Source organism: Richelia intracellularis HH01 (genome assembly GCF_000350105.1).
In the GTDB taxonomy this organism is placed as follows: Bacteria; Cyanobacteriota; Cyanobacteriia; order Cyanobacteriales; family Nostocaceae; genus Richelia; species Richelia intracellularis.
This window is the reverse complement of record NZ_CAIY01000029.1, coordinates 60,264-74,336: the sequence shown is the minus strand read 5'-3', so window position 1 is coordinate 74,336 and position 14,073 is coordinate 60,264. Positions and strand designations below refer to the sequence as shown.

At 39.5% G+C, this 14,073-nt stretch carries 12 protein-coding genes and 1 pseudogene; 10 read left to right on the top strand and 3 right to left on the bottom strand.

Annotation, left to right across the window (positions count from 1 at the left end):
* Positions 1-453 precede the first annotated feature (453 nt).
* From nusA to infB, 4 genes are all read left to right on the top strand, one after another.
* Positions 454-1,797 (top strand): transcription termination factor NusA, encoded by a 1,344-nt coding sequence (gene nusA, locus RINTHH_RS03490; RefSeq protein WP_008232972.1) that lies wholly within the window; start codon positions 454-456, stop codon positions 1,795-1,797.
* Positions 1,798-1,875: 78 nt separating this feature from the next.
* Complete coding sequence (locus tag RINTHH_RS03485) at positions 1,876-2,145, top strand: YlxR family protein (protein ID WP_008232964.1); 270 nt, start codon at positions 1,876-1,878, stop codon at positions 2,143-2,145.
* Between the two features lie 102 nt (positions 2,146-2,247).
* On the top strand, positions 2,248-2,421 hold the full coding sequence (locus tag RINTHH_RS10970) for a hypothetical protein (protein WP_196794877.1): 174 nt from the start codon (positions 2,248-2,250) through the stop codon (positions 2,419-2,421).
* A 140-nt stretch (positions 2,422-2,561) separates the two neighbouring features.
* On the top strand, positions 2,562-5,657 hold the full coding sequence (gene infB, locus RINTHH_RS03480; RefSeq protein ID WP_008232961.1) for a translation initiation factor IF-2: 3,096 nt from the start codon (positions 2,562-2,564) through the stop codon (positions 5,655-5,657).
* Positions 5,658-6,053: 396 nt separating this feature from the next.
* Here the strand turns inward: infB and RINTHH_RS03475 are convergent.
* The 3 genes and pseudogenes from RINTHH_RS03475 to RINTHH_RS10675 form a co-directional block, all read right to left on the bottom strand.
* Positions 6,054-6,471: pseudogene (locus RINTHH_RS03475) on the bottom strand (universal stress protein).
* 187 nt (positions 6,472-6,658) lie between these two features.
* Positions 6,659-6,823, bottom strand: coding sequence for a hypothetical protein (locus RINTHH_RS10680; RefSeq protein ID WP_008232954.1), 165 nt, complete (start codon positions 6,821-6,823; stop codon positions 6,659-6,661).
* Positions 6,824-7,197: 374 nt separating this feature from the next.
* The gene (locus tag RINTHH_RS10675) at positions 7,198-7,338 is read right to left on the bottom strand and encodes a histidinol dehydrogenase (protein WP_155943896.1); all 141 of its coding nucleotides are present in this window, start codon (positions 7,336-7,338) and stop codon (positions 7,198-7,200) included.
* A 394-nt stretch (positions 7,339-7,732) separates the two neighbouring features.
* Here RINTHH_RS10675 and rpsL point away from each other — a divergent pair, with 394 nt between their 5' ends.
* From rpsL to RINTHH_RS03440, 6 genes are all read left to right on the top strand, one after another.
* Complete coding sequence (gene rpsL / locus RINTHH_RS03465) at positions 7,733-8,104, top strand: 30S ribosomal protein S12 (RefSeq protein WP_008232943.1); 372 nt, start codon at positions 7,733-7,735, stop codon at positions 8,102-8,104.
* 334 nt (positions 8,105-8,438) lie between these two features.
* Positions 8,439-8,909, top strand: a complete 471-nt coding sequence (rpsG, locus tag RINTHH_RS03460) for a 30S ribosomal protein S7 (protein WP_008232941.1) — start codon at positions 8,439-8,441, stop codon at positions 8,907-8,909.
* A gap of 125 nt (positions 8,910-9,034) precedes the next feature.
* Positions 9,035-11,113 carry an elongation factor G gene (gene fusA / locus RINTHH_RS03455; RefSeq protein WP_008232939.1) on the top strand — a complete coding sequence of 693 codons (2,079 nt, stop codon included), beginning with the start codon at positions 9,035-9,037 and terminating at the stop codon, positions 11,111-11,113.
* 30 nt (positions 11,114-11,143) lie between these two features.
* Positions 11,144-12,373 (top strand): elongation factor Tu, encoded by a 1,230-nt coding sequence (gene tuf, locus RINTHH_RS03450; protein WP_008232937.1) that lies wholly within the window; start codon positions 11,144-11,146, stop codon positions 12,371-12,373.
* A 220-nt stretch (positions 12,374-12,593) separates the two neighbouring features.
* Positions 12,594-12,911 (top strand): 30S ribosomal protein S10, encoded by a 318-nt coding sequence (gene rpsJ / locus RINTHH_RS03445; RefSeq protein WP_008232935.1) that lies wholly within the window; start codon positions 12,594-12,596, stop codon positions 12,909-12,911.
* Between the two features lie 464 nt (positions 12,912-13,375).
* Positions 13,376-14,026 carry an LON peptidase substrate-binding domain-containing protein gene (locus tag RINTHH_RS03440; RefSeq protein ID WP_008232933.1) on the top strand — a complete coding sequence of 217 codons (651 nt, stop codon included), beginning with the start codon at positions 13,376-13,378 and terminating at the stop codon, positions 14,024-14,026.
* Positions 14,027-14,073: the final 47 nt, after the last annotated feature.

The following is a 14,073-nucleotide window of genomic DNA, read 5'->3' as shown; positions in this document are numbered from 1 at the left end:
TATTATTTTGATTACTTAAGAATGTATATTAGCATTCACCATATAGGAGACAAGAACGGAGAAATGATTGCCCCTAGCCTCCTAAGGTTGTTATCTCCTTCACTAAAGGCATTAAAGCAGTAAAACCTAGGAGAATAGATAACAAGTACAAGTTTATACATAGTGTTTTGATGAGCCGAAATACATGAAGCTTTGGCTCTTAACTATTAGGAAAGAAGGAATTTGGCCATTGAGAATAAAATCTTTCAGAATACCCAAGTGATAAAAAATTGTGAGTGGGCGGGATGTAAAATTTGGTGGATTACCGTATATTTCCCTAATATGAATGAATTCATGGGGTTATCTCATTAGTAAATTAATGATTATGGGTTGCATGCAGAAATTTATACACAAACAAGACCAAATAATCAATAACAATTAAGTGCTTATGGAAAAATTTAGGGAGCTGATTTTATGTCAATGGTAAATTTACCAGGATTGAAGGAACTGATAGAAAGTATTGGCCGCGAACGCAATTTGCCTCGTCTGGCAGTACAATCTGCACTTAGAGAGGCATTGCTCAAAGGATATGAACGATACCGTCGTGCCCAGAACTTAGAACGTAATCATTTTGATGAAGAATACTTTGATAATTTTGAAGTAGAGTTGGATATTGAAGAGGAGGGTTTTAGAGTTCTTTCAACTAAAACAATTATTAAAGAAGTAGAAAACTCTGATCACCAAATTTCTTTACAAGAAGTTCAAGAAGTAGCTCCTGAAGCACAATTGGGTGACTCTGTTGTACTAGATGTGACTCCTGGACAGAAAGATTTTGGTCGTATGGCAGCAATGCAAACTAAGCAGGTTCTAGCACAAAAGCTTCGGGATCAACAGCGCCAAATGGTGCAAGAAGAGTTCCAGGAATTGGAAAGTACTGTATTAAATGCAAGAGTTTTGCGCTTTGAAAGACAATCCATAATTTTGGCAGTTACCAGCAGTTTTGGTCAGCCAGAGGTAGAAGCTGAATTACCCAAACGGGAACAACTACCTAATGATAATTATCGGGTAAATTCAGGATTCAAAGCCTATTTGAAAAAAGTTTCCCAAGTTCAACAACGGGGACCTCAACTTTTGATGTCTAGGGCTGACGCTGGGTTAGTAGTTTATTTATTTGCCAATGAAGTTCCAGAAATTGAGGATGAGGTCGTTAGAATTGTTGCTGTAGCTAGGGAGGCAAATCCTCCTTCTCGTCATGTTGGTCCTAGAACTAAAATTGCAGTTGATACATTAGACCGGGATGTAGACCCTGTAGGAGCTTGTATTGGAGCTCGGGGATCGCGGATTCAAGTGGTGGTGAATGAATTAAGAGGAGAAAAAATAGATGTAATCCGTTGGTCTCCAGATCCAGCAACATATATTGCTAATGCCTTAAGTCCAGCACGAGTAGATGAAGTACGTCTGATGGATCCGGAAACTAGGCAAACTCACGTTTTAGTAGCAGAAGACCAACTAAGTTTAGCCATTGGGAAAGAAGGACAAAATGTTCGCCTGGCAGCAAAACTTACTGGCTGGAAAATAGATATTAAGGATAAAGCCAAGTATAGTCATGCTGGAGAAGATGAAAAATTTGCTGAAGCTAGAGCACAATATCATACAGACCAAGAAGAGGAAGATTTGGAGGTAGAAGCTACAGATGAAAACCTTAAACCAGAGCCACAAGAAGATACAATAGAGATGCACATGGATACTGAGAAAATAGTGATTGAAGAAGTTTTAAAAGAAACAAATGATCATGATGAGGCAAAAAATGGGGATTAATTACATAATATTAATTGGGTAATATTAGGTTATTCTTATTACCTACTAGCTTCGACTAGGTAATTATAGTTTGGGATAATGAAAGCAAATTATCGTCGTTGTATTAGTTGCCGTAAAATAGGACTGAAACAGGAATTTTGGCGGGTTATCCGCGTGTTTCCCTCTAGACAGGTACAATTAGATGAGGGTATGGGGCGTTCTGCTTATATTTGCCCGACATCTAATTGTCTATCTGTAGCTCAGAAAAAAAACCGACTAGGACGGTCACTAAATACATTGGTACCAAAAGCGTTGTACCAGTTGTTATGGCAACGTCTAATCCAAACGGGAGATGATACATCATCGTAAAAACCGTTTTGAAAGTTAGATAACCTTCTCGAACAACCAGTACTGTAATCACTAAAGTAAATGTAAATGCCAAAATAGTAAAAAGAGTGGCATAAATAAAAAATGTCCAACATCCAAAGGGGCAAACTAAAACTTCCAAAACAGGATTTAATAAATGGACTTGTGGAAGACTCACAATCCAAAAAAGCAAAATTAATAATTACAAAACAGCAAATTGGTAGCGCCCGTGCGCACTTTAGCATCAGTCATCATTATCGGTGGAGATGCCAACAATAGACCGAAACATCTCTCTTTCCTGATTGGAGGCACCGTCAACACAAACAACGGCAACCAAAAACAGTAATCGTAGGATGAAGGTGTCGCAACGGCGGGCAACCATCCGCTAAAACTACTGTTATTTGAAAAGGGAAGAGTGGATGAACAACGGCAAAGTTAGAATTTACGAATTATCAAAGGAATTGAATTTGGATAATAAGGAGCTATTAGCAATTTGCGACCAGCTCAGCATTGCAGTTAAAAGCCATAGTAGTACAATTACAGAGTTAGATGCGGAACGAATTAGGACGGCTGCGATGAAAGTGGCAATAACAACAAATGTAATGCCAAAACAGGATCGCACATCCCAAATCAATTATTCCGACGACTCAGCCAGTTCACCTAATCAAGTTGACGCTAACAAACAAAAAATTTTGGAAATTCGTAGGCCCCCCAAAATTCAATTGAAAGATTCTATAAACCCAGCCCCAGAAGCTACCATTAACAAACAGTTTTTGTCTTCTGAAGCTTCTCATCCTTCTCCACCCAAACCCTTTGCGCCACCAGCCCCATCCATGAAGCCAACGGCACCAACCCGACCAATATCTAGGGAAAATTCTCAAGATTCTCAGCCAGATACTGTGAGTGAAGAGAAGAAAAATCTTACTCAGGAAAAAAAATATGCAAATCAAGAAATAAATAACTCTAAAGGCAAATTAGAAAAGCCAAAAAAACAACAATTAGTATCTCCTCCAAGCAGGCCTTCTTCTCAGAAACCAGGCAAGTCCGGTCAAGGAAATCTGAGTGAACGCCCAGTTCTTAAGCGTAATCGTGATCAATCAAAGATACAAAGCAAGTCTGAGGCAAATCATGAGGATATTTCGGTAACACCAGCACAAAAATCTTCACGCCCGGCATTATCTGTCAAACCTGAATCTAAAGGTACAAAATCTGGCTTAGAACCAGTAAAAATAAGACCCTCCCGTTCTGTACCCTCAGAAGTAAGTACACCCGTTCCAGTTCTAATCACAGGACCACAAAAATCGGTTTCTACTAAGACAGAAGATCAGGACACTGATGATAGTGATGTTGTAGGAGAATCTGATGTTCTCGAGCTTAAACGGCCAACTCCTCCTCGTTTGAACAAGGTTAATAAAAAACGCCATAAATCTGAAGAAGTTGAAGAGATCAAGGAGTCTATTCGGCCTGGTAAGGGTAGCAGTAGTAAAGGAAAACGAAGTAAACCGATAGTTGAAGATGATTTTGAAGATGATTTACTAGATGGTGAGGACCTAGATGGGGATGACACCATACAAGTTAGCAATGCTATTGTTAGACCTCCTAAACCAAAATCTCTGAAGCAGTCTCAGCCTAATACAGCCAAATCTCATGCAGCAGCACCATTAACTAGAGGTAAAAAATCTAGTACTCCACGAGAGGTAAAAGGTCGTAAGGAATTAGAAATAAAGTTAGAACGCCCAACTAGCCTGACTATCACCAGTACGATGACGGTCCAAGAACTTGCTGGCGCTTTGGCTGTTGCAGATACAGAGATTGTTAAAATTCTTTTCTTGAAAGGAATGGCAGTAAGTATTACCCAAAATTTGGATATACCTACTATTACTCTGGTTGCGAACGAACTTGAAATTGAAGTTGAAATTAGAGAGCCAGAAGCAGAAGCCCGTAAAGTAACTGAGATGCTGGATGTGACTGATTTAGAAAATCTTCAGCGTCGTCCTCCCGTAGTTACTATTATGGGCCATGTAGATCATGGCAAAACTACTTTGTTAGACTCAATTCGCAAGACCAAGGTAGCTGCAGGGGAAGCCGGAGGTATTACTCAACATATTGGTGCTTACCATGTGGACATTGAAAATAATGGCAAAACCCAGCAAATAGTATTTTTAGATACTCCTGGTCATGAAGCTTTTACTGCAATGCGAGCTAGAGGAGCTCGGGTAACTGATATTGCTATTTTGGTAGTTGCTGCTGATGATGGTGTACGCCCACAGACTATTGAGGCTATTAGTCATGCTCAAGCAGCAAAGGTGCCCATTGTGGTTGCGATCAATAAGATTGATAAAGAGGAAGCACAACCAGACCGAGTTAAGCAAGAACTAACCAAATATAACTTAACCCCAGAAGAATGGGGTGGTGAAACCATTATGGTTCCAGTAAGTGCAATTCAAGGTGAAAACCTAGATACACTTTTGGAAATGCTTCTTTTGGTATCAGAGGTAGAAGAACTTTCCGCTAATCCCAATCGTCCTGCCAAGGGTACTGTGATTGAAGCCCACCTAGATAAAGCTAAAGGAGCAGTGGCAACCCTACTTATCCAAAACGGAACCTTAAGTGTGGGAGATCTAGTAGTAGCTGGACCTGTATTTGGTAAAGTCAGGGCTATGGTAAATGATCACGGTTATCGTGTAGATAAAGCCTATCCCTCCTTTGCTGTAGAGGTTTTAGGTTTGAGTGATGTACCTGCTGCTGGAGATGAATTTGATGTATTCCAAAATGAGAAAGAAGGCAGAACATTAGCTGCCCAGCGTACTGAGAAACAGCGTTTATCCCGCCTATTGCAAGGTGGAAGGGTTACTTTAACCAGTATTTCTGCTCAGGCACAAGAAGGAGATTTAAAAGAACTTAACTTAATTCTTAAAGCTGATGTACAGGGATCTATTGAGGCTATTGTGGGTTCGTTGAAACAAATTCCACAAAATGAAGTACAACTTAGACTATTATTGGCATCTGCTGGAGAAATTACCCAGACAGATATTGACCTGGCAGCAGCTAGTGGGGCAGTAATTGTTGGTTTTAATACTACCTATGCAAGTGGGTCACGTCATGCTGCTGACGAAGCTGGGGTTGATGTGCGTGAGTACAATATCATATATAAATTGCTGGAGGACATACAAGATGCTTTGGAAGGTCTGTTAGAGCCAGAATTGATAGAAGAAACTTTGGGTCAAGCTGAAGTTAGAGCTGTGTTCGCAGTTGGCAAGGGTGCAGTAGCTGGTTGTTATGTGCAGTCTGGTAAGTTGCTCCGTAATTGTAGAGTTCGCATTATGCGAAATGGTGCTTTAATTCACGAAAATGCTCTTGATTCCCTCAAACGTATAAAAGATGATGTGAAAGAGGTTAATGCCGGCTATGAATGTGGTGTTGGTATTGATAAATATACTAATTGGGAACAGGGAGATATGATTGAAGCCTTCCAGATGGTAACTCAGCGTCGTACCCTCTCCGTGGCTAAATAGGAAGAGTGCGATTTTATTCTATAAACATCATCGAATCCGCAGCGGTTAATGTGGTAGTTGTCTCGACCTACCACATTCCATTAGTTAATATAATTTTTAGTAAATAAGAGAAAATAGATAACACTAAAAATTGAGCAATTTGTTTGTAACAAAAATCAGATATTATTAGATAATTGGCTGGCTGAGTGTCTAGATAAAATTAGACAATTTACAGCTTATGGGATAAGGTCCCCTAAGAAATGACTTAAAACCAATTAGTTTACTCTTTTATCTGAGACTCAGTGCAATTTAATAAAGTTTAAGAGCTCTTACTGGCAAGTTTTTAAACTTGACCTATGTTTAATGATTATGTATTTCCTATTTCCTTTTTTTATCTATTCTGATATATCTTGTAAGCTATTTAGGTTTAACTACAAGCACCGAGCAATGGGCATCTTCAACTACTTGACTACTCACAGAACCTTGAATAATCCGCTTCATATCTGTGAGGCCACGACTGCCAATCACAATTAAGTCAGCTTGGTGAATATTGGCAAATAATTTCCTCTGAAGGATCACCCATAACTAATTCCAATTTTGTATTGATTAACTGTTTTTGAAAAAACTGTAATAGCTTTTCTGCTTGTAAATAAGAAATTTCTGCTGATCCTGTATGGGGTATATCAGCAGGAGTTTCTCCTCCTACATCTGGTATTTGAAATACATGACAAAGTATTATCCTTCCTTGATCTATCAAACCCAAGTCTTGCAAGGTTTGTATCACTTGCTCTGCAAGTTCCGAAACATCTAAAGCTACGACAATAGTTTTAAGCAATCCTGTTATCTCCAAGAAAGCTAACTCTCCAGACCAGTACTAGGAAAGCATAAATTACCAGTCACTATAGGAGTTGTATCCCTAACTATATCTTCCTTATAGAGTTTTACAATTTGTGTAGTTTTAAGATTTAAGTGTGCAAATGTAATTCCCATTATCTCAAAAATATATACAAAAAACTAGAAATTTAGTATTTATTTATCGTCTTTGGAGTCTTTGCCTGATATGCATTACCGAGAGGAGAAAGTTTCTCAATATATTCTCCTGTAAATTCTGGTGTTGAGTAACCAATAGAAATTACTCCCACATGATGAATTAATGGCAACAATTTCCAGAGTTCTTCTGTGTGCAATTATAGATTTTGAGGTGCGAATTCATTCCAAAGATTTGCTGTAATCGCTAATAATTTAACGGCAGCAATTAAGCCATAATCTGCAAGTATTTTTCTATCAGTAAGTATCTGGGATACCTAACTAATTATCTGGCTACGGAGTATCGTCCACACTCGGCTAATTTGATAGCCCTTGTCATTAAAATTGGTGACACCATGAGGTCCTTTTCCGCTTATATTACCAAATCTGTTCCTACTATGAAGAGCATTAGCTATTTTATCGGCAATTATTTATGACTTCACCCAGTTTTGATAGACAATCAACCCCAAAGCGATAAACTGGTTTCATTGCTAAAATGACGTAAATATGATTATGGGACATGGCAACATTTACGTCACTTTGGTATATTTTGTATTTCATAGGCTAGGGCTGCAATTGCATGGACCCCCTGATAAATTTCCCTAATTCCTACCTGCTGGTCAACCACTAACATTACTGGATGAATTATCTTACCTAACACTGACGGTTTTTCCATAACAACCCATGGAAAGTAAGCGGATATTTGCAGTCATCAACTTATAAGCAGCCATCCATGATGTGATTAATTATAAGCAGAACTTATGAATTATTCTTGTAACATAAATTTAATTTCAATCTGGGTGATCCACATTTTTCATTTTTATTCTTTTGCCAGTTCAAACTACTACATAATAACCAGAAGTTCATTATACTTACTATGTTAATGCAACTTATTTAGCATACTCAATATCTTGTTGATATCCCTTAATCTAGAACTCCAAAATTTACAACATTTATAGTTAATATGTTACAAGCCAAGAAAGGTTTGACAGAAAAAAGTTGAAGACGATACAATTGTTATTTACTCAAACTCTCATACACATAGCAAGTCACTTTATGTGCTGTAAACCATGCCAACAATACAGCAATTAATAAGAACCGAACGTGAAAAAGCAAGTCAAAAGACAAAATCTCCTGCTCTCAGGGAATGCCCACAACGTCGTGGGGTGTGTACTAGGGTTTACACAACTACTCCAAAGAAACCTAATTCTGCTCTCCGTAAGGTAGCAAGGGTTAGACTTACCTCTGGGTTTGAAGTTACTGCTTACATCCCAGGAATTGGACATAACTTACAAGAACACTCTGTAGTCATGATTCGTGGCGGTAGGGTTAAAGATCTCCCAGGGGTGAGATACCATGTCATTCGTGGTACCTTGGATACTGCCGGCGTCAAAGACCGTAAGCAAGGCCGTTCTAAGTATGGAACTAAACGTCCTAAGTAGGGAAATACAAGGAAATCAATGATTTTGGTGTTGATTTTAGCTATGGCTTTTATCTCATGTGCCAAGACTAGTAAGTAATTGCTGGTACTGGTTATTAGACACAACAATCTCCTAACCTGTAAGACCTACTATTGTCTGCTATTCACAAGATATGCAGGCAATTTTTAACTGCTATGAGCCGCAGGTATATTTTAATCTGCTTATTAGGGTTATATAATTAGTTGTCGCTCTATCTGTTATTTTTTCGCTAAAGACAGTGATATCCCATTTACGGGTTTTCAGTCTAAATTAAATGGCTTAATTTTTTACCAAATTACAATTTCAAGGTTGAAATATGTCTCGTCGTGGTGTTATACAAAAGCGCCAAGTTCCTCCTGACTCAGTCTATAATAGCCGTCTTGTCAGTATGATGGTCCGCCGCATCATGCGTCATGGTAAAAAGTCCTTGGCAGCAAGGATTTTTTACAGTGCCATGAAAATGATTGAGGAACGTACTGGTAGTGAGGCCTTAGAAACTTTTGAGAGAGCAGTTAGAAATGCTACTCCTCTAGTAGAAGTTAAGGCTCGTCGTGTAGGTGGTGCAACTTATCAAGTACCAATGGAAGTTCGTTCAGAGAGGGGAACCACTCTGGCGTTACGCTGGCTAGTACAGTTCTCACGCCAACGTTCTGGGAGAACAATGGCTGGTAGATTAGCAAACGAGTTAATGGATGCTGCCAATGAAACCGGCAATGCAATCCGCAAACGGGAAGAAACTCACCGAATGGCAGAAGCGAATAAAGCCTTTGCGCACTATCGTTACTAGGTTCAAAACCATTGAAGCTATTCTCTAATCTAAGAGGTATGACTTGTATGTTTTTAAACTGAAAATAGAGTCCCAAATAACCATAATATACAAGTCTCATCAGGCCAAGACTATAGGAGGCAGCTGTGGCACGTACCCATCCTCTGGAAAAAATTCGCAATATAGGCATTGCAGCACACATAGATGCGGGGAAAACAACAACTACAGAGAGAATATTATTCTACTCTGGCATCATTCATAAAATTGGTGAAGTCCATGAGGGTACAGCTGTAACGGACTGGATGGAGCAGGAGCGTGAAAGAGGGATTACCATCACAGCAGCTGCGATTAGCACCAGTTGGCAGGACCATCAAGTGAATATTATTGATACTCCAGGGCATGTAGATTTTACAATTGAAGTAGAACGTTCTATGCGCGTGCTTGACGGTGTAATAACCGTTTTATGTTCTGTGGGTGGTGTACAGCCACAAACAGAGACGGTTTGGCGACAGGCAGATCGTTATAAGGTACCACGTATAGTTTTTGTCAATAAGATGGACCGTACTGGTGCTAACTTCTATAGGGTCTTGGAACAAGTACGTAATAACTTACGGGCTAATGCGATTGCTACTCAGTTGCCGATTGGTAGTGAAAATGAGTTCCAAGGAATTATAGACTTGGTGAAAATGTGTGCTTACATATACTCCAATGACCAAGGAACTGACATTCAACAAACAGATATTCCAGATGAGATGAGGGATTTGGTAGAAGATTACCATACCAAGTTAGTAGAAGCAGTAGCAGAAACTGATGATGAGTTAATGAGTAAATATTTCGAGGGTGAAGAACTTAAAGAGCAAGAAATATGTAGGGCTCTGCGTCAAGGAGTACTTACAGGTACGATTGTACCAATGCTTTGCGGTTCTGCATTTAAGAATAAGGGAATACAACTATTACTGGATGCCGTTGTAGATTATCTACCTTCCCCAACTGAAGTACCACCAATTCAAGGTACATTACCTGATGGTGGCAATACAGAAAGATATGCAGATGATGATGCACCATTGTCTGCACTAGCTTTCAAAATTATGGCTGACCCCTATGGTCGTCTGACTTTTATCCGTGTCTACTCTGGTATTTTGAAAAAAGGGAGTTACATTTATAACGCCACTAAAGGGAAAAAAGAGCGTATTGCGCGTTTAGTGGTGATGAAAGCAGATGAGAGAATTGATGTTGATCAACTCCATGCAGGAGATTTGGGTGCTGCTGTCGGTTTAAAAGTCACACTGACAGGAGATACTCTTTGTGATAAGGAGTACCCAGTGGTATTGGAGTCGTTATATGTTCCTGAACCCGTGATTTCGGTGGCAGTCGAACCTAAAACCAAGAATGACATGGATAAGCTTTCCAAGGCTCTGCAAATACTTTCAGAGGAAGACCCAACATTCCGTGTGAGTATAGCTTCTGAGACCAACCAAACCATAATAGCTGGTATGGGAGAGTTGCACCTCGAAATTCTAATAGACAGAATGCTGAGGGAATTTAAGGTGGAAGCTAACATTGGCGCACCACAAGTGGCTTACCGAGAAACAGTCCGTAAAGCTGCGAATGAAGTTGAGGGTAAGTTCATTCGTCAAAGTGGTGGTAAAGGTCAATATGGTCATGTTGTAGTTAATTTAGAGCCGGGAGAACCAGGAAGTGGCTTTGAATTTATTTCTAAAATAGTTGGTGGTTCAGTTCCCAAAGAGTATATTAAACCAGTTGAAGCAGGTATAAAAGAAACCTGTGAATCAGGAATTTTAGCCGGATATCCCCTTATAGATATTAGGGCAACACTGGTAGATGGCTCTTATCATGATGTAGACTCTTCAGAAATGGCTTTCAAAATTGCCGCCTCAATGGCAGTTAAAGAAGCTGCTATAAAGGCTTCACCCATCCTATTGGAGCCAATGATGAAAGTTGAAGTAGAAGTGCCTGAAAACTTCCTTGGGGATGTAATGGGCGACCTCAATTCTCGTCGTGGGCAAATTGAAGGGATGGGTTCCGAAGATGGACTGTCCAATGTGACTGCTAAAGTACCGTTGGCAGAGATGTTTGGCTACGCTACTGATATCCGGTCAAAGACTCAGGGTCGGGGCGTCTTCTCCATGGAGTTTAGCCACTACGAAGAAGTGCCTCGCAACGTGTCTGAGGCAATAATAGCTAAAAGCAAAGGGAACGCTTAATTTAGAATTAGAAAAGGAAATCAATATAACATGGCACGCGCAAAGTTTGAAAGAACTAAACCCCACGTAAACATTGGCACCATTGGACACGTTGACCACGGTAAAACCACGTTAACGGCAGCCATCACGATGACATTGTCAGCTCTCGGTCAAGCTCAGGCAAGGGCTTATGACCAAATCGATAATGCCCCTGAAGAAAAGGCACGGGGTATTACAATCAATACAGCTCACGTAGAATATGAAACAGATGGGCGTCACTATGCTCACGTGGATTGTCCTGGACATGCTGACTACGTGAAAAATATGATTACCGGTGCTGCACAAATGGATGGTGCTATCTTGGTTGTATCTGCAGCTGATGGACCCATGCCCCAAACCCGGGAACACATTCTATTAGCACGTCAGGTAGGCGTCCCAAACTTGGTGGTCTTCTTGAATAAGGAAGATATGGTGGATGATGAAGAACTAATGGAACTAGTGGAATTAGAAGTACGCGAGTTGCTTACTAGCTACGATTTTCCTGGTGACGACATCCCTATTATTTCTGGCTCTGGTCTACAGGCAATAGAGTTTATGACAGCTAATCCCAAAGCCCAACGTGGAGATAGTAAATGGATAGATAAAATTTATGATCTCATGGATAGTGTAGACTCCTACATACCTACTCCTGAGCGTGATGTAGATAAACCATTCTTGATGGCTGTTGAAGATGTGTTCTCAATTACAGGGCGTGGTACTGTTGCTACTGGTAGAATTGAGCGTGGTAAGGTAAAAATTGGTGATGTTGTGGAATTGGTAGGTATTAGGGAAACCCGCAATACAACTGTTACTGGTATCGAGATGTTTAAGAAAAGTCTTGATGAAGGTATGGCTGGGGATAATGCAGGTTTGCTACTACGTGGTGTGCAGAAAGACGATATAGAAAGGGGCATGGTTCTTGCTAAACCTACTTCTATTACCCCCCATCTAAAATTTGAAGGTGAGGTTTATGTGTTAACCGATAAGGAAGGTGGCCGTAAAACACCCTTCTTCTCTGGCTATCGTCCTCAGTTCTATGTGCGTACTACCGATGTAACTGGAACAATTACAACTTTCACTTCTGATGATGGTAGTTCAGTAGAAATGGTTATGCCTGGTGACCGTATTAAAATGACCGTAGAGTTAATTAGCCCTATTGCAATTGAGCAGGGAATGCGTTTTGCAATTCGTGAAGGTGGTCGTACCATTGGTGCTGGTGTAGTTTCTAAGATCGCGGATTAGTATCTTCAAACTGTAATAAATATCAGGAGCAGAGATGGTTGCCATTTCTCTCTGCTCTTTTTGCATGAACTGTTATGACTGAATACTGAATAATGATTTTTTTAGGTAATATACAGGCAAGAATCTTATGTTACGTTATTTCTAACTGTAAATAACCAACTAACAGTCCAAAATCTCAAATATCAAATCTTACAATTAACAAAGACCAGAATAATTTAATATGGCAACTCTGCAACAACAAAAGATTAGAATTCGTTTACAGGCTTTTGATCGTCGTCTTTTGGATACATCTTGTGAAAAGATTGTAGATACGGCTAATCGTACTAATGCCACAGCTATTGGACCAATTCCTTTGCCAACAAAACGCCGCATTTATTGTGTTTTACGATCACCCCACGTTGATAAAGATTCGCGTGAACACTTTGAAACTCGTACCCATCGACGCATTATTGATATTTATCAGCCTTCTTCCAAAACAATTGATGCCTTGATGAAGCTGGATTTACCCTCTGGCGTAGATATTGAAGTCAAATTATAGTGTCAAACCCCACTTTTAGATGAAAAAAAAATGCAAGTGTCTACTCTAAAATCACCATGTATAATTCAAATTTCATAATTGATTGATCGGTGACACTTAAGCAAAATTTGCTAAAAATCAGGATTTTTAATGGTAGAGACAAGCAAGTTATTCATTTTAGAGAAGAGGCTATTTATGAGGTAACCTTTAAATAGTCTGAAGGGTAAAATTCCCAGCAGTTTGTTATGCGAGGACTCAGTGTATTTAATCGCTTATAAAACTAGTAATAGTCGAAACTACGTATTTAATAATTTACTTTGTGAATAATCTCTAAAGTTGAGTTAAATATTAGTATTGTTGACTTGCATCCTAGAAATAATTTCTCGAGAACTTTTCTCTGGGGGAAATAATATGCTAAAACATATTGGGAATGAGGGAAAAAGCTGATTAGAAATTTTTAAAAGATTCAATCGATACTAATTATAATGACAACATCCCCTAACATTGCTGTTTGCGAGCTACCTCTTTTCCCATTACCAGAAGTAGTTCTTTTTCCCAATCGTTCATTACCACTACATATTTTTGAATTCCGCTATCGTATTATGATGAATACTATTTTATCTGGCGATCGCAGGTTTGGAGTGCTAATGGTAGATCCAGTGCAGGGTACACTTGCCCAAGTCGGGTGCTGTGCAAAAATAACTGATTGCCAGAGGCTGCAAGATGGACGGATGAGAATGGTAACGATGGGACAGCAAAGATTTCGTCTTTTGGAATATATGAGGGAAAAACCCTATCGAGTAGGTTTGGTAGAATGGATTGAGGATATACCAAGCAAAGAGGATCTGCATCCTATGACGACTGAAGTAGGGCAGTTATTACGGGATGTAATGCGCCTTTCAGGTAAGTTAACTGGGCAGAAAATTGAATTACCGGAAGATATACCAAATTTACCTGTTGAACTCTCTTATTGGATTGCCAGTAACTTATATGGAGTGGCTACGGAACAGCAAGCATTGTTGGAAATGCAGGATGTAGGTATGCGTTTACAGAGAGAATCGGAAATCCTCACTTCAACTCGTAACCATTTGGCTGCCCGCACTGTTTTAAAAGACACTTTTGACAATAACTTTTAATTTATGGTCTGCCATAAATTAGTCTTCATCTATTAAATTTAACTACA